We start from the raw sequence: 25,348 nt of genomic DNA, 5'->3' as shown, positions 1-25,348 counted from the left end.
GTAATCTCCCATCTATCTTATAGTAATCGGAATATATCCTGAGTTGTTACATATAAGAATAATGCTACCATCAAAGCAACACCAACCATTTGAATATACATAAGTGCCTTAGCAGGTAACTTACGACCTGTGATGGCTTCAGCCAAAATAATAATTAAATGACCACCATCTAATACAGGTAATGGCAAAAGATTAATAACCCCTAAGTTAATACTTAAAAACGCTGCAAAACTTAATAGTGGCGCAAAGCCAGATTGTGCAATAGTACCAGCCATTTGTGAAATCCCTACAGGGCCAGATAGCTCTGCTGCCTGTGTGCCTCGAATCATATCATATAAGCCACTTAACATAGCAACAATTGTTTGACCTGTGCGAGTAACGGCTAAACTAAAAGATTCTCCAATACTATAAGTTTCTCGAGTATAACTAGGATAAATACCAATTTTAGGACTATCCTGTTCCATTTTTGGAATCACTGTAGTTTCTACAGTTTCCCCTTCTCTATCTACTACAACAGTAACACCATGATTGGCAGTACCTTGTAGGCTAGGACGGATTTCATCCCATGTAGAGATTTTTTTACCATCGATGGTAAGAATTCTATCGTTAGATTGTAAATGTGCCTGTTCAGCAGCGCTACCTGGGATGATATTACCAATAACAGGATCATTTGTATACGTGAGATTACCTACTGTTGCATTGAGACCAAAGAATAAAACTATGGCCAATAAAAAGTTAAATACAGCCCCTGCAGAAATAACAATAAATTTCTTCCATGCAGGTTTAGTATAAAATGAACGCTCATTAAGAGGCTCGTCAGGTGTCATACCTGCAATACGATTAAATCCACCAAGAGGAATGATACGAATCGAGTATAAAGTTTCCCCTCTTTGAACCTTGAATATGGCAGGTCCAAAACCAATGGCAAATTCATCTACTTGCATACCTGACATTTTTGCTGTAATAAAATGGCCTAATTCATGAATAAACACGATTAAACCAAATACAAATATTGTGGCTAATGCCGTTGTCATATATACTCCTATACCATCAATGATGTGGCCTTTTCTCGAGCCCATCTATCAATGGCCAATAAATTGTCTAATGTAAAGTCATCTTCAGGTCCCATAGATTCAAGGACTGATGTGACGACTTTATAAATATCACCAAAGGCGATTTTATCATCTAAAAATGCATAAACTGCAGTTTCATTTGCAGCATTAAACACAGCTGGTTTAAAACCGCCTGATCGGCCCACTTCATAAGCAAGACGAAGAGCCGGGAAATCATCATATCGAGGTGGCAAGAATTCTAATTGTAAAGCCTTTGAAAGATCTAGGTGATTCATATGTAAAGTTTCACGTTTAGGATATGTCAAAGCATACTGAATAGGCTCCCTCATATCGGGATTCCCCATTTGTGCTAAGATGGCCCCATCTTTCATTCGTATCATTGAATGAACAATGCTTTGTGGATGTACCACTACGTCAATATGATCAAAATCAAAACCAAATAGCCAATGAGCTTCAATTACTTCTAACCCTTTATTAAATAGAGATGCAGAGTCAATCGTAATCTTGTTGCCCATATTCCAAGTTGGATGACGTAGGCAATCAGCAGCTGTGGCAGTTTGAATTTTATCAGAGTCCCAAGTGCGTAAAGGACCACCAGAAGCGGTAACAATTAAGGAATCAACATTCTCGCGATTTTGCCCTTCTAAACACTGGAATATTGCGCTATGTTCACTATCAATAGGTAGAATTTGTACGCCATACTCCTTAGCCAAAGATGTAATCAATGGTCCACCAGCAACCAATGTTTCCTTATTAGCTAGACCTATAGTCTTACCTTTCTTTATAGCCTCTACAGTAGGTTCAATACCTGCAGCACCAACAATAGCAGTTACAACCATAGTTGCTTCTTGAATCGTAGCAGCAGCTATGAGTGCTTCCTTACCGCCCACAAGTTTTGTAGGACCGGTATAGCGTCCTTGTAGTTCTTTAAAAGCGCTTTCATCAACTAGACCGGCTACTAATGGCTGATATTCTTTAATTTGTTTTTCTAAGAGGTCAATATTATGATGTGCCACTAAGGCAACCACCTTGAATTGATCTGGATGTTGAGACACCACATCTAGTGTCTGTGTACCGATTGAGCCAGTACTGCCAATAATACTTAGGTATTTCATAAGCTTACCTCTATTAGATTAGAACGAGAATAGTAATATATAAATCAATGTAATAGGTGCCGTAAATAATAAGCTATCAAATCGATCCAATACACCGCCATGACCTGGTAATAAGGTACCAGAATCTTTCACATTACATAATCGTTTAATCTTTGATTCAAATAAATCACCTAATGGTGCAAGTATACCGCTAATCATACCAACATGAATACCCATCCACCATGGAATACCCACGATATACGAAAATACTGCACCTGTAATGATACAGCCAATAAAGCCACCAATAAAACCTTCTAATGTTTTATTAGGACTAATGGATGGAACAATTTTATGTTTACCAAAGGCACGACCTGCAAAGTACGCAAAAGTATCACTAGCCCATGTGGTAAATAATAATAACCAAAGAGTAATTGTTCCCCAATTATATAATTCAAATGGCATTGATAAAGACATGTAAATAGAGTCATGACGAATCATAAGCAAAGAAATCATGCCAATACCAACATATAATAAACCAAATATACTAAAAGAAACACTAGCTAAAGAGTATTTATTTTCACCAAATGTACATAACATATAATTGGCTGATAAACTCAATACTAATATAGCAATTGCTAAAATATACTGATGACATGCAAAGGCAATCATCAATAATAAAATACTAATATAACCCCATAAAATGGACATTCGCACATGTTTAGCTTTACCTAGTAAAACAAACTCACGCCATCCCAATAGAGCTAATAATGTAATAAGAATATCATACACAGATTCGCCTAATGTAATGGCCCCTAAGGCAATAATAAAACCTATAACAGCGGTTATAACACGTGTTTTTAACATTTTTTATTCCTCATCACGTAAGCCACCAAATCGGCGTTCTCGTTTTTGATATGCTGCAACAGCCTCTAATAATGTTTCTTTAGTGAAATCAGGCCAATGTAAATCAGTAAACCAGAATTCAGCATAAGCTAGCTGCCACAATAAAAAGTTACTAATTCTAAAATCACTACTTGGACGAATTAATAAGTCTACGTCACTAAACTCTTTAGTGAAAAGTTGAGAACTAACATAGTCTTCTGTAATATCGTCTGTAGTAATAGATCCATCTACAACAGAATTGGTGATGTTGCGGATAGTCCTAACTATTTCATCACGCCCACCATAGTTAAGAGCTAACTGTAAAGTAAGGCCTGTATTATTCTGAGTTAATAATTCTGCATCGCGAATAATCTTTTGAAGCTCCTCTGAAAGAGCACCAATATATCCAATAAAGCGAATGCGTACATTATGTTCATGCATATACTTAACATTATTGTTTAAGTATTCTTTTATGAGAGCCATAAGTAAAGAAACTTCCTGTTCAGGACGCTTCCAGTTCTCTGTGGAGAAACCATATACCGTAAGAGCTCTAATTCCAATCTCATCTGCAGCAATAACAATCTGCTTTAATACGTCGGCTCCTGCACGGTGCCCCATAGATCGTGGCATCCCTCTTCGTTTAGCCCAACGACCATTGCCATCCATAATAATAGCAACATGTTTTGGAATCGCATTACTATCAATATCAGGCGTATCAGATGGTTTACGGTTAAATAATTTCTTTAGCATAGTCTACCTCGATAGAATTTCCGAAGTCGCTGGCAATCATTGGTCTATACACTAGTATATGTAAACACTCATCAACCTTGGTAATACGTGCTACATAAAGTCCTTTATCGGCAATATCAAAAAAGCGATTAAAGGATCCCCCAATCATTACCTTAAAAGGAATATGGGCAGCCTGCAAACGAGACTTTGCAAGCTGCCATGGCATTCCAATAAGGCTATTAGAATCTAACATTATACTTCTAATACGTCCTTTTCTTTTACTACTTTTAACTCATCAATCTGCTTAATTTTAGAATCTGTAAGTTTTTGGATTTGATCTAAACCGTCTTTAGCATCATCTTCAGTAATTGTTTTAGCTTTTTCTTCTTTTTTCAATGCATCATTTACATCACGACGAATATTTCGTACTGCAACTTTAGCATCTTCAGCTTTTTTATGAACAACTTTAACGATTTCTTTACGACGTTCCTCAGTCAATTGAGGAATAGTCAATCGGATTTGAGCACCATCATTACCTGGATTTAAACCAAGATCAGATTGTAAGATTGCTTTTTCAATAGCACCAATCATAGTTTTATCCCAAGGTGCAATAACAATCATACGCGGCTCAGGCACGGAGATATTTGCAACTTGGTTAATTGGAGATGGGCTACCATAATAGTCAACCATTACTTTGTCAAGCAATGCTACACTAGCACGGCCTGTACGAATAGATGCAAATTCATGTTTTAAAGCCTCAATAGACTTATTCATGCGTTCTTCTGCTTGTTGCAACAATTCTTTAATTTCCATTTGAATTATTCTCCTCGAACTATGGTACCAATCTCTTCACCTTTAGCGGCTTTTGTAATGTTACCAGGAATGTCCATGCTAAATACAATAATAGGGATATTATTATCTTTACATAAAGTTGTGGATGTTGCATCCATAACCTTTAATTCTTTTGTGATGATATCATTATATGTTAATTCATCAAATTTAACGGCATTAGGATTCGTTTTAGGATCAGAATCATATACACCGTCAGCAAACTTCTTCGCCATCAAAATTGCATCTGCTTCAATTTCAGCAGCGCGCAATGCAGCTGTTGTGTCTGTAGAGAAGTATGGTTTACCAAGACCTGCACCGAAGATAACGATACGTTTTTTCTCTAAGTGACGAATTGCACGACGACGAATATAAGGTTCTGCAATTTCTTGCATTTCGATAGCAGTTTGAACACGAGTGTCTACGCCTGCTTGTTCTAATGCATCTTGCAATGCTAAGGAGTTCATTACTGTTGCTAGCATACCCATATAGTCAGCTGTAGCACGATCCATACCTTGGTTACTACCAGCTAACCCTCTCCACAAGTTACCGCCACCAACAACAATTGCGATTTCTAAATCAGTGGATTTTGCTAAAGCAGCAATTTCTTTTGCAAATTCTTCAACAACATCAGGGTTAATACCAAAACCTTGTTCACCCGCTAATGCTTCACCACTCAACTTCAAAACAATACGTCTAAAGTTTCTCTTTGCCATGTGTTTACTCCTCTATTGCAAAATAAGAGAACACTGTACGGTGTTCTCTTATTATTTCTTAATTATTTACCAACAGATGCCATTACTTCAGCTACGAAGTCATCTTGGCGTTTTTCAATGCCTTCGCCCAAACCGTAGCGAACAAAACGACGTACGTTGATGTTTTCACCGATTTTTGCAATATTTTCATTAATGATGTCTGTAACAGTTTTGTCGCCATCTTTAATGAATACTTGTTCTAATAGGCAGTTTTCTTTATAGAATTTTTCAATACGACCAGCAACCATTTTTTCCAAAACAGCTTCAGGTTTTGGTTTACGGCCAGCTTTAACGTCTTCTTCAGCTTCTACTTTAGCTTGTTCCAACAATACTTGTTTTTCGTGTTCGATTACTTCAGCAGGAACTTCTTCACGGTTCAAGTATGTAGGATTAACAGCTGCGATTTGCATAGCGATATCGCGTGCCAAGTTTTGGAAATCATCAGTTTTAGCAACGAAGTCAGTTTCGCAGTTAACTTCTACCAATACACCGATACGGCCACCAGCGTGGATGTAAGATTGTACTACACCTTCAGCTGCGATACGACCAGCTTTTTTAGCTGCAGCAGCCAAACCTTTTTCACGAAGAAGGTCAACCGCTTTTTCGATATTACCGTCAGTTTCAACCAATGCTTTTTTAGCGTCCATCATACCTGCGCCAGTCATGTCGCGCAATTCTTTTACCAAAGCAGCAGTAATTGCCATTATTTTGTTCCTCCTAGTACTAATTAAGGTAAGGATATAGTCCTTACCCTAATTATATATGTTATAGATTTATCTTTCAAATGCTAATCAGAAATGATTAAGTAGCTTAACAGAATTATTCTGCAGCTTCAGCACCGTCTAAAGATTCGCCTTGACGACCTTCAAGAACAGCGTCTGCCATTTTACCAGCCAACAATTTTACAGCGCGAATAGCGTCATCATTTGCTGGGATTGGGAATTCTACTTCATCAGGATCGCAGTTAGTGTCAACTGTTGCAACAACTGGAATACCCAATTTTTTAGCTTCTGCAATAGCGATTTTTTCTTTTTTAGGATCAACTACGAAAAGAGCACCTGGCATTTTAGGCATATCTTTGATACCGCCAAGATATTTTTCCAATTTTTCCATTTCATGACGAAGACCGATAACTTCTTTTTTAGGCAATACTTCGAAAGTACCATCTTCTGCCATAGCTTCCAATTGTTTTAAACGTTTAATACGAGTTTCAATTGTTTTGAAGTTAGTCAACATACCGCCCAACCAACGTTCATTAACGAAGAACATGTTAGCACGGATAGCTTCTTCTTTAATAGCTTCTTGAGCTTGTTTTTTAGTACCTACGAACAAGATTACTTCGCCTTGGGAAGCAACTTCACGCAAGAAATTGTAAGCTTCTTCTACTTTTTTAACTGTTTTGGACAAGTCAATGATATAAATACCATTGCGTTCAGTGAAGATGAATTTCGCCATTTTAGGGTTCCATCTTCTAGTCTGATGACCAAAGTGTACACCAGCCTCTAATAATTGTTTCATTGATACTACTGCCATTGTGGCACCTCCTGTTAATTAACCTCCGCCGCTTCATCCTTCGGGTCACCCAAAATTAGGCACAGTACCGAAGTCCACCGACGTGCATATTTTTCATACCCAGTAATTTTACCAAAAAATTATTCTAAAAGCAAGCAAGGAGTGAGGATTTATTTAAGAAAACCTCACTCCTTCTATTTGATTATAAAATTATTTTTCTAGTAGCTATTATTTCAAAACATAATACTGTTTAGATACTACTCATATTATTAAGATAGTAAACTCAAAATAACAATTATTATAATAACTAGTTATTTCGAATGGCCTCAATCATATTTGCTCGATCATCAGCGCCAAACACAGCGGAACCAGCAACTAAAATTGTAGCACCTGCTCGTTTAATAGGTACACAAGTAATATCATTAATACCGCCATCTACTTCAATAACTGCAGTTGTGTTGTCCACTTCTTCTAATAGCATTTTAGCTTGTTTAACTTTTTTAATAGCGTTTGGAATAAAGGATTGACCACCAAAGCCAGGATTTACGGACATAATTAAAATCATATCAAGATCACCTGCTACATCCTCCAATAAAGATACTGGTGTACCTGGATTAAGTGATACCCCTGCTTTCATACCACATTGTTTGATATGTTGAATCAATCGATGCATATGAGGCACTGTTTCTTGATGGAATGTAAAATACTCTACACCAATCTTTGCAAACTCTTCTACGTAATCACCAGGATTAGTAACCATTAAATGAACATCAAATGGTAGTTGTGTATAAGGACGGATTGCTTTTACTATAGGTGCACCAAAGGTTAGGTTTGGTACAAAATGACCATCCATAATATCAATATGCAATAAGTCTGCTCCGGCTAATTCAATAGATTTTATTTCTTCACTTAATGTTGCAAAATTTGCAGAGAGCATAGATGGTGCAATTTTAATCATTTTAAAACCTCTTTCGTTGACTTTCTATGTCATTACGTATAGACATATATGCATCATATCGTCCTTGATGAATATGGCCAGCCTCTAAAGCATCTTTTATGCCACAAATAGGTTCATGTTCATGATAACAAGGATTAAATTTACATGTATCAACATAATCACTAAATTCAGGGAATAACGTAGGTAACCGTTCTAATGAAACATCATTGAACTCAATGGCGCTAAAGCCTGGTGTATCCATGATAAAGGAATTTGAATCCAAACTATATAAGGAAGCATGACGAGTAGTATGTTTACCACGCTTAATTTTGTCACTAACCTCTCCCGTTTGGAATGCAAACTTAGGGTCCACTGCATTTAATAAACTACTTTTACCAACCCCGGAAGGACCTGCAAAAGCAGTTACCTTGTGTTCTAAGACATGACGTAAGTCATCAATACCAGTCATATTATATGTTGATGTCATCAATACTTCATAGCCGATAGATTGATAAAGTTTTACCATCTCTTCCGTATCTGAATCCATCAAATCACATTTGTTGATACATAATACAATAGGAATATCTGCATGCTCAATCATAACCAACATTTTATTGAGCAATAACTCATTAATATCCGGCTCATGGGCAGCTACAACCAATACAACTTGGTCTATATTGGCTACCGCAGGTCTTACCATAGCATTATGACGATCATGGATGGACTCAACGAATCCATCCTCTGAAATCGTAACACGGTCACCAACAAGTAAACTGTAGCGACCTTTCTTTAATCTGCCTCGAACTTTACATTCATGAACAGTACTGTTATCGTCTTGTACGTAAAAGTAACCATTCATATTTTTGACAACAATGCCTGTAATCATAATTCCCCTTATAATGCTGTTTCTTGTACTAATGCACCATTGAGATAAACCTCAATACGTACATTACCTACACCAGACACTTTTTTAACGATACGATCACCAGGTTTATTTGTATCATCATAAATAACAGCAGAACCTTCATCATCCTTTACGACAATTTTTAACTCTTGGTTTTTAGAGCCTGCCGGTACTGTAATATCTACCGTACCAGTAGTTTTATTACTACTACTGTCAGATTTTTTATCATCTTTCTTTTTGCCATCTTTATATTCAGTAGTTAGATTTACTGCAGTACCTTCATCAATTTCATCGCCAGCTTTTATGCTTTGTTCTGTTACAATAGATTTCTCCTCTACAGAACCAGCGACTTGATTAACGCCAAGATGAGCATTGCTCAATTTATCGCGCGCATCTTTTAAGGTCATACCAATAACATTTGGCATTTGAATCTTTTTAGCTTTTGCTTTATTTACAACGAGATCAATTGTAGTGCCTTTAGAAACTTTAGAATCACCAGATGGACTTTGAGCAATAATAACGCCATCAGGTTTATTATCAACAGATTGTTGAGTTACTTTACCAACAACTAAACCTACATCTTTGAGACGTTGTCGTGCTTGTTCTACAGTTAAACCGGATAAGTCTGGTACTGTAATATCACCAACACCTTTAGAAACGACAAGGTGTATTGTTCGCTGTTCTTTAACCTTTTCCCCAGCCCCTGGAGTCTGAGAAATAACTTGACCTGCTGGTACATCAGGGTTTGTAACTTCACTTGTAGATACGCGCAAATGTTTATCTTCTAAAATATTTTTAGCTACAGATACTTGCTTACCTACAACATTAGGTACATCTACTGTTGTATTGCTCCAGAAGTTACCATAACTCAAGAAGGCACCTAAGAATGCTACTAAGAAAATAACAGCAGCACCTAGAACAATATATTTTTGTGGAATCGATGCTATTTTGCTTAACATACTCTTCTTTTTACCCTCATCTTTTTGCTCTTCTTCAATGGTGCTGAAATCCTCCATAGCTTCAGGATCGACAGCTGGAATCATTTGTGTAGCAAAGTCATATGGTTCATGACGTTGTGTTTTTCCCATTGTAAATCCTTGGGACAATCGTAAATCGCTAATCATATCAGAAATAGAATCAAAACGATCCGCAGGATTTTTAGATAGAGCCTTCATTACTACTGCTTCTAAAAGCGGTGGAATAGACGGATTATATCGGGTTGGAGGAGCTACTTTTTCACGCACATGTTTTAATGCTACTGCGATTGGTGTTTCCCCTTCAAAAGGAACCCTTCCAGTAAGCATTTCATATAAAACTACCCCTAAAGAGTAAATATCAGTATTTCCATCTACAGGTTTACCACTAGCTTGTTCTGGTGATAAATAATGGGCTGACCCTAAAATAGAGTTCGTATACATCACGGTATTGGTAGCATTCATAGCTCGAGCGATGCCAAAGTCAGTAACTTTTACACGACCAGTACGAGTGATAATAACATTATGTGGTTTAATATCACAATGTACTATTCCCATTGTATGCGCGTGCTCTAAACCCTCAGCAATAGCAATTGTGAATTTAACAGCCTCATCTATGGATAGTCTGCCATGACGAGTAATGTATTCTTTTAATGTTTCACCATCTACATATTCCATAATGATATAGTGTAAGTCTTGATCAAACCCTACATCATACATGTTTACAATATTAGGATGATTTAGTTTGCCTGCAGCTTGTGCTTCTCGTTTAAAACGCGTAACAAACTCATCATCATTGGCAAAGTTAGCATGCAATACTTTAATTGCTACTTGTCTACCTAGTAAGGTATCTTCTCCAAGGTATACGTCAGCCATTCCACCAACGCCAATTTTATCAACTATTCGGTAGCGGTTATCTAGAAGTATACCTTTTATATTCATAGTACTCATTATTTCTCCATTTCTAGATTAGATTGTTCCCACCACAATGGTCACATTATCTCCTGCGCCGACATCATATACGGTTTCCATTAATGATTCTATAACTTTCATATCATCATCAGTAGATTGTAAAGCACTAGCTATTACATCATCTGATACATAACCGCATAGTCCATCAGTGCAAAGTAAAATACGATCACCTGGAAGAATGGATTCTACACCACTATCTACCTCTAAAGTATCATCAACACCGACTGCACGGGTTAATAAGTTTCTTTGAGGATGATTTAGCATTTCATCCTTTGTAATCTCTCCAGCAGCTAATAATTCTTGTACCATAGAATGATCTGTAGTAATTTGTCGTAAAAGACCATCTCTATATACATACAAACGACTATCGCCAACACTTGCCCAGTATAATTGGTTACCATTAATAGCTGTAACAACAGCAGTAGTACCCATACCAGCAAGACGTTCTTCATGAGCTACGCGATTGGCTATACGTTCATTTGCATGAATAATAGCATCACATAAGTCTTGTTGACCAACCGTTTGAAGGGAGGCCAAATATTCTTTTATTTCATCAACAGCATAGGTACTAGCAATTTCACCACCACTATAGCCACCCATGCCATCAGTGACAGCACAAATAGGACCGTCTATAAAAAATCGATCTTCATTGCGCTGACGCACAAGTCCAATTTTACTTAAACCAACAAAATTATTCATGATTCTCCTTTTTCCGACCGTGAGCTGCTTTTAATTGCCCACATGCGGCTTGGATCGCATCGCCCATCTCTTTACGTACCGTTACAGATACACCATAGGAAGCAACGATGTCTTTAAATGTATTCATATTCGTAATAGATGGTTTATATAATTCAATATGTTCATTGCCATTAACAGGAATTAAATTTACATGGCAATTAGGGAAATTCTTACAGATTTCTCCCAAAGCATGAGCCTCCTCCATAGATGCGTTTACAGAATCTATAAGGATATACTCAAAGGTAATACGACGTTGAGTCGTATCATAATAATATTTTACCGCATCTAAGACTTCCGTCAATTCATAACGAGCCCCAACAGGCATAATACTACGACGCACTTCATTATTTGTAGCATGTAATGAGAGTGCTAATGTTATAGGCAATCCTTCATCAGCTAGCTTATAGATGTTAGGAACCCATCCACAGGTAGAAATCGTCATCTTACGATAACTAATATTACAAATTACAGGATCGTGTAACAGTTGTAAAGCTTGTAACACATTATCATAGTTTTGTAACGGCTCACCTGCGCCCATAACGACAACAGAATGAATTTGCTCTTTAGTAAGAGCCCCGAAGATAACAACTTGACCTATGATTTCAGCCACTGTCAAATCACGGTATAAACCGCCTTGTGTTGAAGCACAGAATACACATCCCATAGCACAGCCCACTTGAGAAGAAACACATACAGAATATCCATAATGTTGTTCCATCAAAACGGCTTCTACTCGGCTTTGATCTGTCATTTCAACGAGTATTTTACGAGTCTTCCCATCTGGAGAAACAGACTCTGTAATTAATGTAGGTAAAGAAATAATACAGTTATCACTTAACCATTGACGCAATTCTTTTGGAAATTGTGTCATGTCTTGAAAATCAAACACATATCTATGATAGATATAGTCGATTAACTGTTTCGCTCGAAACTTTTGTATATTATGGGTCTTAAAGATAGATTGTAATTCTTCTAAAGACTTACCCAATAATTCTATCATGGTACTCCATTTCTATTATTATGATATGCGCTTCATACGAGCCATGAAGAATCCATCCATATGATCTCGCGGTGGATATGTTGTAATCATACCATCGGTAGATGGTGGTAATCCTTCATAGGATACAGGGTCAATAACAAAGTTCTTATGAGTTGCTAAGAATTTTTCCAATACATCCTCATTTTCACCGCTATTGATCGTACATGTAGAATATACTAAATATCCGTTAACTTTGACCATTTCAGCGGCTTTTTCTAATATTTCAAGCTGTAATGGAGGCAATTCAGTAAGTAAGGATTCTGTTTTTCTCCAACGCATATCTAATTTTTTTTGTAAAATGCCAAGTCCAGAACATGGTGCATCAACTAAGACACGATCGAATTGTTCCTTCCAATTATCAGGTAAATAACGACCATCTTGGAGCTTAGTAGAAACAATAGATACGCCCAATCGCTGAGCATTGTGATTCATAAGGTCTAATTTATGATCGTATATATCACAACTCATAATAGCGCCTGTATTATTCATGAGGCTTGCCATATGCATAGACTTACCACCTGGCGCAGCACAACAATCTAATATGCGCTCTCCTGGCTGCGGATTTACTACATGGGCCACTAACATAGATGCTTTATCCATAAAGGTAATGTGCCCATCGATAACAGGTTTTGCTTTTTCTAAATGGCCTTGATGCGCATTAATATAAACTACTTCTGGAATATATGTATCCTGCTCAACGGTCCAACCTAAATCTTGTAATTCTTTTAGGCAATCCTCAATAGATATTTTTATCGTATTGATACGTGCCGTCAATCTAGGTTGTTCATTAAACCAAGCGCAAAGATCTATAGTCTTATCCTTACCCATTTCATTCATCCATAAATTAACCAGCCATAATGGTTGATTATAAATGAAAGAAATTTCTTCAGCCTCAGATTTAGCAAGTTCACCAATAGAAATACTATCACTTTCACGCAAAACGGAACGTAACACTGCATTTACAAAACCAGATAAACCTCTAGTTAACTTTTTAGCCAATTTAACAGATTCATTGACAGCTGCACTTTCAGGTACCTTATCCATATAGATAATTTGGTAAATACCTAGTCTAAGAATTTCTACAACCATTGAAGATAATTTCTTGAGAGGTCGTTTTGCAAAGTGAATAATAATGGCATCAAGATAATTTTTTCTACGAATAACACCATATACCAACTCAGTAAAAAATCGTCTGTCTAAATCGGATAGATGATATTTCTGTAAATACTCCTGTAACTTGATATTCGCATAAGCACCATTACGATTAATATCACTCAAAGCTTTCACTGCGAGCAATCGAATATTTTGTTGTTCATAACTTTTTACTTCAGTCATCGTTTTTCCTACCAATTAATTGTTCAACTGCTGCACGAACTCGTTCAGGATCCACTGTAGTATTGCAACATGGTCCATTAGGTCTTTCATTTAAAACACCAATGACAGGTATAGGAAATACATCGGCCATACCACTTGCTAAATCACGTTCACAAGCAATGGCTACAATAGCCTTAGGCCTTGCTTCTTTTACCTTCATTCGCGCTAATGTACCACCTGTAACAACTATAAATTGACAACCATAATCTTTGGCAACTTGTAATAAACTTCCAACCTGGCATCTACCACACTGCTTACAATTATATACATCATGTGTAACCTTATGAACACAAGAGCTTTCCTGTAAACAATGCGGTGTTAATAACAATATGCGTTTTGGATCAACCGTATACATATCTAGCATCACGAGATGATTAATCAAATCAATCATAGATTGACGCAATTGATCCTTAGTAACCCCTCTCACTTTACCAATCAATAAGGATAATGGAAATAATCCATATATAAACTGATTGGCTAGTCTTAAAACAATAGGATGTAACCGTATTATACCGAAACTAGCAATAATCAAGGATAAACACAATAACCATATAACACCAATACATACAGAAAAAACAACTGTAATAATTATGGGTGCAATAGGATGTAATTGTGTAAGCCCCGGTTCTAACACATACATTAGAAAGCCGATTATGGCAGTAATTAAAGCACATGTAATTGATGATAATATCAGGTATAACGGATACGTTTCGTACTGCTTACATTGAGTCTCCAAAAACGATACCTTCCTTTATTTGATGTCCATTAATAAAATCGGTAGCAGAAATACGCTTTTTATTTTCCGGTTGTACTTCTGTTAATAGAAGTATATTTCCATCACCACAAAATACACCTAACCCGGCTGTTTTAGATACGATTGTACCAGGAACAGTTGTGGCTGAAATAGCAATTGGTACATGTTTACCATGAACATCTATCAAACAGTGAGTCGTATCACTGGGAACCACTTCTCCAGACCATACTTTTAAACGTTTTCCATCGAGATATGTATAACATCCAGGAGCTGGGTTAAGTCCTCTAATGAGGTTTGCAATTTCATTAGCAGGCTTAGACCAATCAATGTGTCCCATTTCTTTTGTAATTTTGGTCGTATGTGTAGCTATTGAGTCATCTTGTGGAGTAGCTACAATCTCTCCGTTAACCCAACGAGTTAATACAGGTACAATCGTTTCGCCACCAAGTACGGCCATACGTTCAAATAATTGACCCGTTGTTTCACCAGGTAAAATATCGGTCTCTACGATATCGATGATATCACCAGTATCAAGACCATCATCCATATGCATAATGGTAACACCTGTTTTAGTATCCCCATTTAAAATAGCATAGTGAATCGGCGCAGCCCCTCTATACTTAGGTAAGATAGATGCATGAACGTTAATACATCCATATTGAGGTAAGCGAATAAGCCATGGCGGTAAGATTTTACCGTATGCAATAACCACTACTACATCTGGTTTTAATGCTTCTAATTCAGCTTGCACTTGCTCATCCCGTAAGGTAACAGGTTGGAAAACAGGTAAATTATGTTCCAGAGCTGCCACTTTTACAGGTGGCATTTGAACTTGTTTACCGCGACCTTTTTGTTTATCAGGCTGACAGTATACACCAACTATAGAGTGTCCAGCCTTAATTAATGCTTCTAAAGTAGGAACCGAAAAGTCTGGCGTCCCCATAAATACGACGCGCAATTGTTTTTGATTAGACAATTTCTTTCTCCTCTGGATGATCCGTAATCAATCGTAAATTAGTTGCTTTTTCAATAAACAAATGCCCTTCTAAATGGTCAATTTCATGTTGAAAAATACGCGCCAAGAACCCTTCAGCTTTAATTGTTACCTTTTTATTATGAGGGTCAATACCTTTAACTGTGATTTTATCGAATCTTTCAACATCACCAAAATAACCAGGTACACTCAAACATCCTTCTGGGCCCACTTGGGAGCCTTCAGCATGAGTAATCTCAGGATTAATTAAAGCAATGAGACCACTACCAGCATGATCATCTACGACGATAATTCGTTTAGATACAGCTACTTGAGGTGCAGCAAGTCCAACGCCTTCGGTTTCATACATTGTCTCAGCCATATCATCGATAAGGGCTCTAAGTTTTTTATTAACATGTTCTACAGGTTCCGCAATTTGTTTTAAAACGGGATGACCTGCTTTCACAACGTCTAATACTGCCATTTATACTCCTATACTAAACTGGATCTACATCAATCAAAAGTCCTTCTTGTGTGAAGATCCACGAATTATATATATATTCTTTTAAATTTGATAAATCGGTACCGCGAATCATAATCGCTAAACGATACATATCCCGTACCTTTTTAATACTTGCTTCATAAGGACCATTGATGAGAATATCGCTATTATCTTTATGAGCCTCTAAATCGCTTACAATGCGATTAGCAATGGTCTCCAAGGTGTCCATGTTCTGATGACGCACTACCATATGTATCATCTCTCTAAATGGAGGATATCCTAAGGCTTTACGATTTTGAATTTCTTCATTGTAAAAGCCTACATAATCATGAGCCTTACTCTTTATTATAGCATAATTTAAAGGATTATATGTTTGTATAACAACACTGCCCGTTTTATCACCTCTGCCAGCCCTACCAGAAGTCTGGGTAAGCAGATCAAAAGTTCGTTCAGATGCAGTATATACAGGAATATTTAAAACGGAATCAGCCGTTAAAATACCAACAGCTGTTACATCTTTAAAGTCATGCCCTTTTGATACCATTTGAGTTCCCAATAAAATATCATATTTATGGGCCCCAAAATCATGTAAAATATCTTCTGCTAATTGCTTATTCTTTGTCACATCTTGATCAAGTCGAGCAATACGTGCAGATTTAAAGTGCCGTCGTAATTCTTCTTCAACCTTTTGTGTACCTGAGCCAAAGAACTTAATACGTTTGCTATGACATTTTGGGCATACTGTAGGAATTGGTTCATGATGTTCACAATAATGACAACGTAATTCCTCACCAGCCTGGTGATACACCATGGCCACATCACAATGTGGACACATTATGGTTTCCCCACAATCTCTACACATAACAAAGGTATTGTAACCACGTCTATTCAAAAGAATAATCATTTGATTATGTTCATTCAATGTTTTTTGAATCAAGCTACTCATAGCATCAGAAAAAACAGAATAGTTACCATGAAGAATTTCTTCCTTCATATCAACAATCGTTACCTTTGGCATTGGTTGTTCAAAAATTCGATGTGGCAACTCTAGCAACTGATACTCCCCTTGCTTGGCTTTATAATAAGAAGTAACAGCTGGTGTAGCAGAGCCTAATATAACTGGACAACCATGTGCTTCTCCACGCCATAAGGCAACGTTGCGGGCATGGTAACGAACCATATCCTCTTGCTTATAAGATGTATCATGTTCTTCATCGACTACGATAAGACCAATATCCTCTGCTGGAGCAAAAACTGCTGATCGAGCACCAATAATAATATGACTATCCTTACGACGTAAACGCTCCCAGTTATTATTGCGTTGTTGGACCGTCAATTTACTATGAAATACTACAACTTCATCACCAAAGGTTTCTACAAAGCGCCGTACAATTTGATCTGTCAGAATAATTTCTGGAACTAGTATAATAGCCGTCTTATCTTGACTTATACATTTTGCTGTGGCTTTTAAATACAGTTGCGTTTTCCCACTACCTGTTACACCATGCAATAAAAAGGTTTTATGTTGATGTGAATTCATCGCCTTTTGAATAGGCTCATATACCGCTTGTTGTGCATCAGTTAATGGTATATTTACTTCTTCTGTAAACAGTTCATCAAAGGTAGTCTTTGTAGCTTTAAATCTAGATTCAATGGTAATCCCTTGAGCTTCACTCACTTGTTTAATGACCATACGTGAAAATCCTTTGGCCAATAATAAAGCTTTTGATGCACCACCTACTTCAAGTAAATATTTGGCTAACTCTCGTTGCTTCTTTTTTCGCTCACTAAATTGTTCTATAGAAAAAGCAGGCGTAACAACAAGCCATTCTTCCTTAGGTGCTTCATAGGATTTAAGAGTTTTATTAACTGTAAACAAACGTAATGCATCGCCATAAGAGAATAAATAATATTCATTTAAACGACGTGCAGTATCCATCATTTCAGGAGTAAACCACGGTTCATTGTCTAATACTTGAACAATATTTCGTAATTTAAATTCAGGGGGTTCTAATAATTCTTCATAACCAATTAGAATACCCTCTTCACGACTATTGCCTAATGGAATGAGTACACGTGTGCCAGGTAAGACATTCCCAAACTTTTCAGGCATTAAGTAGCTTAATGGTTTATGAAGTTGTTTAGCAGGTCTATTAATAATAACTTTTGCGACACGCATACACTATTTCCTTTCATTTATTATAAAAGGTCTCAGTAGAAATTCTACTAAGACCTTTTGTATTATAAGCCAGCTTCAGCTTTTAAAATTGCTGCTTTGTCAGTACGTTCCCAAGGTAAATCTACATCAGTTCTACCGAAGTGACCATATGCAGCAGTTTTGCGATAATGAGGTTTTAACAAATCAAGCATTTCAATAATACCTGCTGGACGAAGGTCGAAATGTTTCTTAACGAGTTCTTGAATTTTAGTTTCCTCAACATGACCTGTACCAAAAGTATCAACTAAGATAGATACAGGATGAGCAACGCCGATTGCGTAAGCAACTTGTACTTCACATTTATCAGCAAGACCTGCTGCAACAACGTTTTTAGCTACATAACGAGCAGCATATGCTGCAGAGCGGTCTACCTTAGATGGATCTTTACCAGAGAAAGCACCGCCGCCATGACGAGCCATACCACCATAAGTATCTACGATAATTTTACGGCCAGTCAAACCAGCATCCCCATGAGGGCCACCGATTACGAAACGGCCAGTTGGGTTGATGAAGTATTTTGTATTTTCATCAACAAATTCAGCAGGTAACGCTGCGTCGATAACAAAGCGTTTCAAATCTGCTTTAATTTGTTCTTGAGTTACTTCAGGACTATGTTGCGTAGAAATAACAATTGTATCAATACGTTTTGGTTTACCATCAACATATTCAACAGTAACTTGAGTTTTACCATCTGGGCGAAGGTATGTCAAAGTGCCGTCTTTACGAACTTCTGTAAGACGACGGGATAAACGATGAGCCAAAGAAATAGGCATTGGCATAAGTTCAGGTGTTTCATTAGATGCATAACCGAACATCATACCTTGGTCACCAGCACCGATTTTATCTAGTGCTTCACCATTACCATCTTTAGATTCAAGAGCTTCATCTACGCCCATAGCGATATCAGCAGATTGTTCATCAATAGAAACAAGTACACCGCAAGTGTCGCAGTCAAAGCCAAATTTTGCACGTGTATAACCAATTTCACGAACTGTATCACGTACGATGCGAGGAATATCTACATATGTATTAGTAGAAATTTCACCTACTACATGAACTAGACCAGTAGTAACTAAAGTTTCACAAGCTACACGAGCAGTTGGATCCTTTTCAATAATCGCATCCAAAACAGCGTCAGAAATTTGGTCAGCTATTTTATCTGGATGGCCTTCAGTAACAGATTCAGAAGTAAAAAACATATGTTTTTCAGCCATTTTATCCTCCTAATACGAAAAAAAGCCTCTCATGTACTCATGAGAGACCCTCCCATCTAACGACATTTGTCATAGGAATTAGCACCTTTTCCTCTTGGAATGGTTGCTGTAGCTTCATAGGGCCTATCCCTCCACTACTCTTGATGAGTTACAGAAATATTATAGTGTATTTACATTGATAAAGCAAGTCATTATTACATATCTTTCTATCAATTACAAACTACAAACATAAGATTCTCTCATGTATGGTGTTATTTATTTTTTACTAATTCCACAACTTCTTTCATAATATTATGGGCCAATTCAGATTTTTTCATATTCGGCATTTCTTTTGGATCTTTATGAGGATATAAGAAGTATCCTTCATTTGTATCTACATTAAAGCCTGCATTAGATTTACTAACATCGTTTGCTACGAGCATATCTAAATTTTTTCTAGCAACCTTATCTTGACCGTATTTAATAACATGCTCAGTTTCTGCTGCAAAACCTACAAGAATTTGATGATTCTTTTTAGTACCTAAACCTTGTAGTATATCTGGATTTTTAACAAGTTCTAAAGTCATGGACTCCATTTTTTTTATTTTTTGTTCTGCCTTATGAAGAACTCGGAAATCAGATACAGCAGCCGCCATAATAACAACATCTACCTCATCATATCGAGATTCAACAGCATGTTGCATAGATAAAGCAGAATCTACAGGAACAAACTCTACACCACTTGGGACAGGTAACGATGTAGGAGCACTTACCAAAATCACATTGGCTCCCATACGAACAGCTTGTTCCGCAATAGCATACCCCATCTTACCGCTAGAACGATTACCAATATAACGAACAGGATCGATATTTTCTTGCGTACCACCTGCTGTAACAAGTACTGTAATACCTTCAAGCTCATTAGATTTGCACATCTGTGATTCAAGCCAATCTACAATGGCTTCAGGCTCTGGTAAACGCCCTATACCGGTAACCCCACAAGCAAGCCATCCTTCAGCAGGTTCCATAATATGGTAGCCAAGAGAACGTAAACCTTCCAAATTACGTTGAGTAATCGGATTGTTATACATTTCTGTATTCATAGCGGGACAAAGATATTTTGGAGCCTTAGTAGCCATTATTGTTGTTGTTAGCATATCATCTGCAATACCAGCATATATTTTACCAATTACATTTGCCGTAGCTGGAACAACCACATATGCATCTGCCCATGTAGCTAATGCAATATGCTCCACATCCCATTGATGTACTTGTTCAAACATGTCGATAGCTACAGGATGTCCACTAATTTCACCAAATGTAAGAGGTGAAGCTATATGAGTGGAGTTTTGAGTCATAACCACCTTCACTTCAGCACCTTTTTTACGAAATCTGCTAACTACTTCAATTGCCTTATACGCAGCAATACCTGCAGATACAGCGACAATGATATGTTTTCCTCGCATTTTCTTCTCCTTTTAAAAATTCCTTGTATCAATGATACAAGGAATTGTTGTTCTTATTTAATGCCTTCTTTAGTGCGTTTATAAGTCACTTCACCTTCGGCAATTTCATAGAATGCCAAGGAAACAGGCTTGTCAGTTGCATGTGTAGATTCAGCTAAGCATGGTTCACCATCTGTTAGTTCACGAGCGCGTTTAGCTGCCAATGTTACCAAAGTGTATTTGCTATCTACTTGATTTTCCAATTTTTTCAATGGAGGTTTTACCATCATACTATCACTTCTCCTTAGACTCTTGATATTGTTTATAAATAAATTGAATTTGCTCTTTATTGCGACTAATCTTACAGGATTCAGCTCGTAAAATAGATGCAACCTTCTCAGATGCCTCTCCGAGATCATCATTTACAACTATATAGTCATATCGATGGGCTAATGCCAATTCAGAACAAGCTAATGACAACCGTTTATCAATAACTTCTTTCGCATCTGTACCGCGGTTGTGTAAGCGCTCAGATAACTCAGTTAAAGACGGTGGTACTATATAAATAAACACAGCATCACTAAAACGCTCTTTTACTTGCATAGCACCTTGAATATCAATTTCTAACAGTACACTTTTACCATCATCCAATAAATCCATTACATGTTGCTTCGGTGTACCGTAGTAATTATCATATACTTTTGCATATTCTAAAAATGCATCTTCACTTAATAAAGTTTCAAATTCTTGTTTCGAGCGAAAGAAGTAATTAACCCCTTCTACTTCACCAACACGAGGTGCCCGTGTGGTCATTGAAACAGAATATACTAAATTAGGCATTTCTTTTCGAATATTCGCACAAATCGTACCTTTACCTGCGCCAGATGGCCCGGATATAACGATTAATAATCCTCTGTCTGACATATGTACTCCTATGATTCTACTGTATCTTCGTCTACATCATATTGCACAAGTCGATGTGCTACGGTTTCTGGTTGAATTGCAGATAATACAATCTGACCACTATCCATAACTAATACAGCACGAGTCTTACGACCATATGTAGCATCAATGAGCAGGCCCTTATCACGTGCATCTTGAACCATACGTTTAATTGGTGCAGATTCGGGACTAATAATAGCCATAACACGATTAGCAGATACCATATTACCAAAGCCAATATTCAATAATTGAATACTCATTTATGGACCTCCTATTACTCTACATTCTGTACTTGTTCTCTAATTTTCTCTAACTCACATTTTAGCTGAACCACAAACTCTGTAATACTTGAATCCATAGCTTTGGAACCAATTGTATTCACTTCACGATTCATTTCTTGCAAAATAAAATCCACCTTACGACCGATGGAATTCTCATCTACAAGTGTGTTTTTTAATTGTACCACATGTGAGGTAAATCGGACAATCTCTTCCGTAATATCAGTCTTATCAGCCAATAAAGCAATTTCCTGCAAAAAACGATCTTCACTGATACTCGCTTCTAAAGACACTAAATATTCTTGAATTTTTCCCTTTATATGCTCACGATACGCATCTACAGCGCCGGCCTTATTCTCATCAATACTCTTGATTATATTTTCTAAAGTAGTGATACGAGACAATAAATCTTGTTCAATATGTTTACCTTCTACAGTACGCATTGTTATTAAGGCATCTAGTGCTTGGTTTGTAGATTCTTGTACTATTTCTGAAAGCACATCTTCTGCAATCGGAGTATCTTGTTGTTGTATCCATTCATTAGAAATAGAATTGACCGCTTGTAAAGGAACCTTTTTAGGGTCATCATAAAACTCTTCTTGAACAAGTAGTTCTTGTATCTGTTTTCTCAATACACTGTTTATTGTAAAGGTCTTAGGTCTCTCTCCCGTATCTTGGATAGAAACCGATACTTCGACCTTACCGCGGGTAATTCGATCTTGTACTAAACCGCGAATAATGGTTTCAAAAGGGTTTATTTGCTTTGGACTACGTATAAACAAATCAAGAAATCGCGCATTTACGGACTTTATTTCTACCGTGCAGGTAATGCCATCTTTGGTTGCCGTGCCAGAACCAAAACCGGTCATACTTTTCATGTGATATCCTCCTTAGCAGTTTTTATTATTGTACCACGAATTATACATTCCGTGTTTAAATACTAAGAATTATATGTACATTATGTTATACTAAACTATACTTCTAAATAAAATTGAAAGGAGTACCATGAATTTAGACGGACTTACCATGTCTGTTCTCGCTAAAGAATTAAACGAGCGATTACAAACAGGTCAAATACAAAAATTATATCAAATAGATAAAACTACATTACTATTTAAAATTCGAGCCCTTAACGAAGATCAAAACTTGATTATTACCGTTGGTGCAACCCCTGCAATGTATCTTAGCAAACCGCTCCAAGATTTACCAAAAGAACCAAGTTCACTATGCATGTTTCTTCGTAAACATATTGAAGGTAGCCGCATTGTAAAGGTGGAACAAATTAATGGTGACCGAATCATGTGTATCCAAACGGATAAGCTTGAAATGGATGGATCTATTACAAGTACATTTATCTATGTAGAATTAATGGGCAAATATTCAAACTGTATCTTTGTGCAAGATGGAGTTATTTTAGAATCCTTAATTCACGTATCCCCTTTAATGAATCGTGAACGTTCTATTAGCCCCAAACTACACTATGAATTACCACCAAATGCTAATCGTGTTAGTTTAATGGACTTCAATTATGAAGAAATAAGAAATCTACTGACTTCCTTTGGTAATGGTAATGTACAACAATCTATACGAGCTATCTTTAACGGTTTCGGTAAACCTTTATTAGATGAAGTATTATGGACTTCCAATCTAAATGGAGATGAATCTATAACTGATTTAAGTCCAGATCAAATAGATACATTAGCTAAATCATTATATAACCTAAAAGCAAAACTCCAAGACAGTCATGGCTTGCTTACTTTAATCAATGAGAATAATAAAAAAGCTCACGCCACCTTTACGTTACACAATTACAAGGTACTAAAAGAATATAGTACGATTTCAGAAGCTCTAGAAGAATCGATTCACAATACAAAATCTATTCACACTGCTGATAAGGAACTAGAAAAGATTTTAACAGCAGCCATCAAAAAAGAAGAAATCCGTCATCAAAAAATCAAAGATGAATTAGATGATACTAATAAAATGGATACCTATAAACTGTATGGCGATATCTTAATGATCAATGCTCACTTACAGGTGCAATATGAACCTTCTATCCAATTACCAAATCTTCTTTCTGAAGATGGAGAGTTATTAACAATCCCTCTAAAGCCAAATCTTACGATTGTAGAAAACGCTCAATGGTATTATAAGCTCTATACTAAATTAAAAAATCGTATGGTCAGCGGTGAATATCAACTTAATGCTAGTACTACAAAACTTGAATACCTCAAATCGATTTTATATAGTATTTCATTAGCTACTACCCGTGAAAGCTTAGAAGAAATTCGCAAAGAATGTATGGATGCGGGCATCATAAAAAAATCTAAGAAGCCTCTCTCTTATAAGCTAGGGAAATCCAATTACATTCATTTAACCATTGATGAAGGCGAAATATTTATAGGTCGAAACAATCAACAAAACGAATATTTAACTCATCGATTTGCAAAACCAACCGATATTTGGTTCCATACACAAGATATTCAAGGTTCCCACCTCATATTAAGACTCAATGTGGAGCCTGATGATATGATTTTATCTAAGGTTGCTCAATATGCAGCCTACTTTAGTAAGGCTCGTGAAACTAGTAAGGTGCCTGTAGACTACACATATATTAAAAATATTAAAAAACCACCTGGGTCTCCTCTTGGATTTGTTATCTTTAATACTCATCAAACAATGATTGTAGAGCCTAAAAAACCTGATAATTATACTGAATAAAAAAGAAGCGAAGGATTTCCTTCGCTTCTTTTTTATTTATATTATTGGTTTTCTTCTGTACGTTGTTCAGTTTGTTTCAAACTTTCACGATTTTGACGTAAGCTTTCCAATGTTTTCTCTAAGTTGTTTTCCACATATTTAAGAACATCACCAGCATATTGAATAGAGCTAGATTTCAATTCTTCAGAGGATTGGTTAGCTGCATTGATAATTTGATTTGCTTGTTCTTGCGCTTGTTTAACAAGTTCGCTTTCAGCAGTTAATTTAGCAATGTAATCTTTTGCTTGATCAATTAAAGTTTCAGCTTGACGTTGAGCATCAGCTAATACTTTATCTTTATCAGCTACAATACGACGAGACTCTTCAAGTTCCAATGGTAAGGACTCTTGAATAGAATCAATAATACGCATAATTTCGTCTTCCTCAACCATACGTTTAGTAGTCATAGGAATACGGCTGCTAGATTCAATAAGAACCTCTAAATCTTCTAATAATTTTTCTGTTTTCATAC

The 25,348-nt window shown here is 36.7% G+C and carries 27 protein-coding genes and 1 riboswitch; of the genes, 1 reads left to right on the top strand and 26 read right to left on the bottom strand.

Annotated features, from left to right (window positions below; genetic code table 11):
- Positions 1-17 precede the first annotated feature (17 nt).
- The 25 genes from rseP to ACDF53_RS07835 form a co-directional block, all read right to left on the bottom strand.
- A complete protein-coding gene (gene rseP / locus ACDF53_RS07955) occupies positions 18-1,034 on the bottom strand; it encodes an RIP metalloprotease RseP (protein WP_060924640.1) in 1,017 nt (338 codons plus the stop codon).
- An 8-nt stretch (positions 1,035-1,042) separates the two neighbouring features.
- Positions 1,043-2,188 (bottom strand): 1-deoxy-D-xylulose-5-phosphate reductoisomerase, encoded by a 1,146-nt coding sequence (locus ACDF53_RS07950; RefSeq protein ID WP_370815937.1) that lies wholly within the window; start codon positions 2,186-2,188, stop codon positions 1,043-1,045.
- 18 nt (positions 2,189-2,206) lie between these two features.
- Entirely contained in the window at positions 2,207-3,031 is an 825-nt protein-coding gene (locus ACDF53_RS07945; protein WP_370815936.1) for a phosphatidate cytidylyltransferase, read from the bottom strand.
- 3 nt (positions 3,032-3,034) lie between these two features.
- The gene (locus ACDF53_RS07940) at positions 3,035-3,799 is read right to left on the bottom strand and encodes an isoprenyl transferase (protein ID WP_156719086.1); all 765 of its coding nucleotides are present in this window, start codon (positions 3,797-3,799) and stop codon (positions 3,035-3,037) included.
- Positions 3,780-4,031 (bottom strand): hypothetical protein, encoded by a 252-nt coding sequence (locus ACDF53_RS07935; protein ID WP_105085568.1) that lies wholly within the window; start codon positions 4,029-4,031, stop codon positions 3,780-3,782. The genes ACDF53_RS07940 and ACDF53_RS07935 overlap by 20 nt, the downstream gene beginning before the upstream one ends.
- Positions 4,031-4,591 carry a ribosome recycling factor gene (gene frr / locus ACDF53_RS07930; RefSeq protein WP_370815933.1) on the bottom strand — a complete coding sequence of 187 codons (561 nt, stop codon included), beginning with the start codon at positions 4,589-4,591 and terminating at the stop codon, positions 4,031-4,033. The genes ACDF53_RS07935 and frr overlap by 1 nt, the downstream gene beginning before the upstream one ends.
- A 5-nt stretch (positions 4,592-4,596) precedes the next feature.
- A complete protein-coding gene (gene pyrH, locus ACDF53_RS07925) occupies positions 4,597-5,322 on the bottom strand; it encodes a UMP kinase (RefSeq protein ID WP_024066541.1) in 726 nt (241 codons plus the stop codon).
- A gap of 62 nt (positions 5,323-5,384) precedes the next feature.
- Positions 5,385-6,065, bottom strand: coding sequence for a translation elongation factor Ts (gene tsf, locus ACDF53_RS07920; protein ID WP_105089146.1), 681 nt, complete (start codon positions 6,063-6,065; stop codon positions 5,385-5,387).
- A gap of 115 nt (positions 6,066-6,180) precedes the next feature.
- Entirely contained in the window at positions 6,181-6,894 is a 714-nt protein-coding gene (gene rpsB, locus ACDF53_RS07915; protein ID WP_005386735.1) for a 30S ribosomal protein S2, read from the bottom strand.
- A 286-nt stretch (positions 6,895-7,180) separates the two neighbouring features.
- Positions 7,181-7,831, bottom strand: a complete 651-nt coding sequence (gene rpe, locus ACDF53_RS07910; protein WP_295232148.1) for a ribulose-phosphate 3-epimerase — start codon at positions 7,829-7,831, stop codon at positions 7,181-7,183.
- Between the two features lies 1 nt (position 7,832).
- Positions 7,833-8,696 carry a ribosome small subunit-dependent GTPase A gene (gene rsgA, locus ACDF53_RS07905; RefSeq protein WP_295232145.1) on the bottom strand — a complete coding sequence of 288 codons (864 nt, stop codon included), beginning with the start codon at positions 8,694-8,696 and terminating at the stop codon, positions 7,833-7,835.
- Positions 8,697-8,704: 8 nt separating this feature from the next.
- Positions 8,705-10,630, bottom strand: coding sequence for a Stk1 family PASTA domain-containing Ser/Thr kinase (gene pknB / locus ACDF53_RS07900; protein ID WP_370816201.1), 1,926 nt, complete (start codon positions 10,628-10,630; stop codon positions 8,705-8,707).
- Between the two features lie 27 nt (positions 10,631-10,657).
- Positions 10,658-11,359: a Stp1/IreP family PP2C-type Ser/Thr phosphatase gene (locus ACDF53_RS07895; protein ID WP_105089143.1), complete on the bottom strand. Its 702-nt coding sequence runs from the start codon at positions 11,357-11,359 to the stop codon at positions 10,658-10,660.
- Positions 11,352-12,398 carry a 23S rRNA (adenine(2503)-C(2))-methyltransferase RlmN gene (gene rlmN, locus ACDF53_RS07890; protein ID WP_105089142.1) on the bottom strand — a complete coding sequence of 349 codons (1,047 nt, stop codon included), beginning with the start codon at positions 12,396-12,398 and terminating at the stop codon, positions 11,352-11,354. The genes ACDF53_RS07895 and rlmN overlap by 8 nt, the downstream gene beginning before the upstream one ends.
- An 18-nt stretch (positions 12,399-12,416) precedes the next feature.
- Entirely contained in the window at positions 12,417-13,772 is a 1,356-nt protein-coding gene (gene rsmB, locus ACDF53_RS07885) for a 16S rRNA (cytosine(967)-C(5))-methyltransferase RsmB (protein ID WP_105089141.1), read from the bottom strand.
- Positions 13,765-14,547: a DUF116 domain-containing protein gene (locus ACDF53_RS07880; RefSeq protein ID WP_119206414.1), complete on the bottom strand. Its 783-nt coding sequence runs from the start codon at positions 14,545-14,547 to the stop codon at positions 13,765-13,767. Before ACDF53_RS07880 ends, rsmB begins: the two co-directional genes overlap by 8 nt.
- A complete protein-coding gene (gene fmt, locus ACDF53_RS07875) occupies positions 14,531-15,541 on the bottom strand; it encodes a methionyl-tRNA formyltransferase (RefSeq protein WP_119206415.1) in 1,011 nt (336 codons plus the stop codon). The genes ACDF53_RS07880 and fmt overlap by 17 nt, the downstream gene beginning before the upstream one ends.
- The gene (def, locus tag ACDF53_RS07870; protein ID WP_005386746.1) at positions 15,534-16,022 is read right to left on the bottom strand and encodes a peptide deformylase; all 489 of its coding nucleotides are present in this window, start codon (positions 16,020-16,022) and stop codon (positions 15,534-15,536) included. Before def ends, fmt begins: the two co-directional genes overlap by 8 nt.
- Positions 16,023-16,035: 13 nt before the next feature.
- Positions 16,036-18,219, bottom strand: coding sequence for a primosomal protein N' (gene priA / locus ACDF53_RS07865; RefSeq protein ID WP_370815928.1), 2,184 nt, complete (start codon positions 18,217-18,219; stop codon positions 16,036-16,038).
- 62 nt (positions 18,220-18,281) lie between these two features.
- Positions 18,282-19,472, bottom strand: a complete 1,191-nt coding sequence (metK, locus tag ACDF53_RS07860; protein WP_105085557.1) for a methionine adenosyltransferase — start codon at positions 19,470-19,472, stop codon at positions 18,282-18,284.
- A 49-nt stretch (positions 19,473-19,521) separates the two neighbouring features.
- Positions 19,522-19,622: riboswitch (SAM riboswitch) on the bottom strand.
- A gap of 101 nt (positions 19,623-19,723) precedes the next feature.
- Positions 19,724-20,917 (bottom strand): bifunctional phosphopantothenoylcysteine decarboxylase/phosphopantothenate--cysteine ligase CoaBC, encoded by a 1,194-nt coding sequence (gene coaBC / locus ACDF53_RS07855; RefSeq protein WP_370815926.1) that lies wholly within the window; start codon positions 20,915-20,917, stop codon positions 19,724-19,726.
- Positions 20,918-20,970: 53 nt separating this feature from the next.
- Positions 20,971-21,186 (bottom strand): DNA-directed RNA polymerase subunit omega, encoded by a 216-nt coding sequence (rpoZ, locus tag ACDF53_RS07850; protein WP_060924653.1) that lies wholly within the window; start codon positions 21,184-21,186, stop codon positions 20,971-20,973.
- 4 nt (positions 21,187-21,190) lie between these two features.
- Complete coding sequence (gmk, locus tag ACDF53_RS07845) at positions 21,191-21,820, bottom strand: guanylate kinase (protein WP_060924654.1); 630 nt, start codon at positions 21,818-21,820, stop codon at positions 21,191-21,193.
- Between the two features lie 8 nt (positions 21,821-21,828).
- A complete protein-coding gene (gene remA / locus ACDF53_RS07840; RefSeq protein WP_005386753.1) occupies positions 21,829-22,098 on the bottom strand; it encodes an extracellular matrix/biofilm regulator RemA in 270 nt (89 codons plus the stop codon).
- A gap of 14 nt (positions 22,099-22,112) precedes the next feature.
- Positions 22,113-22,994: a YicC/YloC family endoribonuclease gene (locus tag ACDF53_RS07835; protein WP_370815924.1), complete on the bottom strand. Its 882-nt coding sequence runs from the start codon at positions 22,992-22,994 to the stop codon at positions 22,113-22,115.
- 127 nt (positions 22,995-23,121) lie between these two features.
- Here ACDF53_RS07835 and ACDF53_RS07830 point away from each other — a divergent pair, with 127 nt between their 5' ends.
- On the top strand, positions 23,122-24,837 hold the full coding sequence (locus tag ACDF53_RS07830; protein ID WP_370815923.1) for an NFACT family protein: 1,716 nt from the start codon (positions 23,122-23,124) through the stop codon (positions 24,835-24,837).
- 41 nt (positions 24,838-24,878) lie between these two features.
- Here the strand turns inward: ACDF53_RS07830 and ACDF53_RS07825 are convergent, their stop codons facing one another.
- A complete protein-coding gene (locus ACDF53_RS07825) occupies positions 24,879-25,346 on the bottom strand; it encodes a hypothetical protein (protein WP_005386756.1) in 468 nt (155 codons plus the stop codon).
- Positions 25,347-25,348 lie beyond the last annotated feature (2 nt).

The organism is Veillonella sp., assembly GCF_041333735.1.
Classification (GTDB): Bacteria; Bacillota; Negativicutes; order Veillonellales; family Veillonellaceae; genus Veillonella.
Note: the sequence above shows the minus strand (reverse complement) of the source record. Positions and strands in the feature narration are given on the sequence as shown.

What these genes read in the sequence shown, in the direction of transcription:
- rseP (WP_060924640.1), bottom strand. Translation starts at nt 1,034, where the DNA reads ATGACAACGGCATTAGCCACAATATTTGTATTTGGTTTAATCGTGTTT.
- ACDF53_RS07950 (WP_370815937.1), bottom strand. Translation starts at nt 2,188, where the DNA reads ATGAAATACCTAAGTATTATTGGCAGTACTGGCTCAATCGGTACACAG.
- ACDF53_RS07945 (WP_370815936.1), bottom strand. Translation starts at nt 3,031, where the DNA reads ATGTTAAAAACACGTGTTATAACCGCTGTTATAGGTTTTATTATTGCC.
- ACDF53_RS07940 (WP_156719086.1), bottom strand. Translation starts at nt 3,799, where the DNA reads ATGCTAAAGAAATTATTTAACCGTAAACCATCTGATACGCCTGATATT.
- ACDF53_RS07935 (WP_105085568.1), bottom strand. Translation starts at nt 4,031, where the DNA reads ATGTTAGATTCTAATAGCCTTATTGGAATGCCATGGCAGCTTGCAAAG.
- frr (WP_370815933.1), bottom strand. Translation starts at nt 4,591, where the DNA reads ATGGAAATTAAAGAATTGTTGCAACAAGCAGAAGAACGCATGAATAAG.
- pyrH (WP_024066541.1), bottom strand. Translation starts at nt 5,322, where the DNA reads ATGGCAAAGAGAAACTTTAGACGTATTGTTTTGAAGTTGAGTGGTGAA.
- tsf (WP_105089146.1), bottom strand. Translation starts at nt 6,065, where the DNA reads ATGGCAATTACTGCTGCTTTGGTAAAAGAATTGCGCGACATGACTGGC.
- rpsB (WP_005386735.1), bottom strand. Translation starts at nt 6,894, where the DNA reads ATGGCAGTAGTATCAATGAAACAATTATTAGAGGCTGGTGTACACTTT.
- rpe (WP_295232148.1), bottom strand. Translation starts at nt 7,831, where the DNA reads ATGATTAAAATTGCACCATCTATGCTCTCTGCAAATTTTGCAACATTA.
- rsgA (WP_295232145.1), bottom strand. Translation starts at nt 8,696, where the DNA reads ATGATTACAGGCATTGTTGTCAAAAATATGAATGGTTACTTTTACGTA.
- pknB (WP_370816201.1), bottom strand. Translation starts at nt 10,630, where the DNA reads ATGAATATAAAAGGTATACTTCTAGATAACCGCTACCGAATAGTTGAT.
- ACDF53_RS07895 (WP_105089143.1), bottom strand. Translation starts at nt 11,359, where the DNA reads ATGAATAATTTTGTTGGTTTAAGTAAAATTGGACTTGTGCGTCAGCGC.
- rlmN (WP_105089142.1), bottom strand. Translation starts at nt 12,398, where the DNA reads ATGATAGAATTATTGGGTAAGTCTTTAGAAGAATTACAATCTATCTTT.
- rsmB (WP_105089141.1), bottom strand. Translation starts at nt 13,772, where the DNA reads ATGACTGAAGTAAAAAGTTATGAACAACAAAATATTCGATTGCTCGCA.
- def (WP_005386746.1), bottom strand. Translation starts at nt 16,022, where the DNA reads ATGGCAGTATTAGACGTTGTGAAAGCAGGTCATCCCGTTTTAAAACAA.
- priA (WP_370815928.1), bottom strand. Translation starts at nt 18,219, where the DNA reads ATGCGTGTCGCAAAAGTTATTATTAATAGACCTGCTAAACAACTTCAT.
- metK (WP_105085557.1), bottom strand. Translation starts at nt 19,472, where the DNA reads ATGGCTGAAAAACATATGTTTTTTACTTCTGAATCTGTTACTGAAGGC.
- coaBC (WP_370815926.1), bottom strand. Translation starts at nt 20,917, where the DNA reads ATGCGAGGAAAACATATCATTGTCGCTGTATCTGCAGGTATTGCTGCG.
- rpoZ (WP_060924653.1), bottom strand. Translation starts at nt 21,186, where the DNA reads ATGATGGTAAAACCTCCATTGAAAAAATTGGAAAATCAAGTAGATAGC.
- gmk (WP_060924654.1), bottom strand. Translation starts at nt 21,820, where the DNA reads ATGTCAGACAGAGGATTATTAATCGTTATATCCGGGCCATCTGGCGCA.
- remA (WP_005386753.1), bottom strand. Translation starts at nt 22,098, where the DNA reads ATGAGTATTCAATTATTGAATATTGGCTTTGGTAATATGGTATCTGCT.
- ACDF53_RS07835 (WP_370815924.1), bottom strand. Translation starts at nt 22,994, where the DNA reads ATGAAAAGTATGACCGGTTTTGGTTCTGGCACGGCAACCAAAGATGGC.
- ACDF53_RS07830 (WP_370815923.1), top strand. Translation starts at nt 23,122, where the DNA reads ATGAATTTAGACGGACTTACCATGTCTGTTCTCGCTAAAGAATTAAAC.
- ACDF53_RS07825 (WP_005386756.1), bottom strand. Translation starts at nt 25,346, where the DNA reads ATGAAAACAGAAAAATTATTAGAAGATTTAGAGGTTCTTATTGAATCT.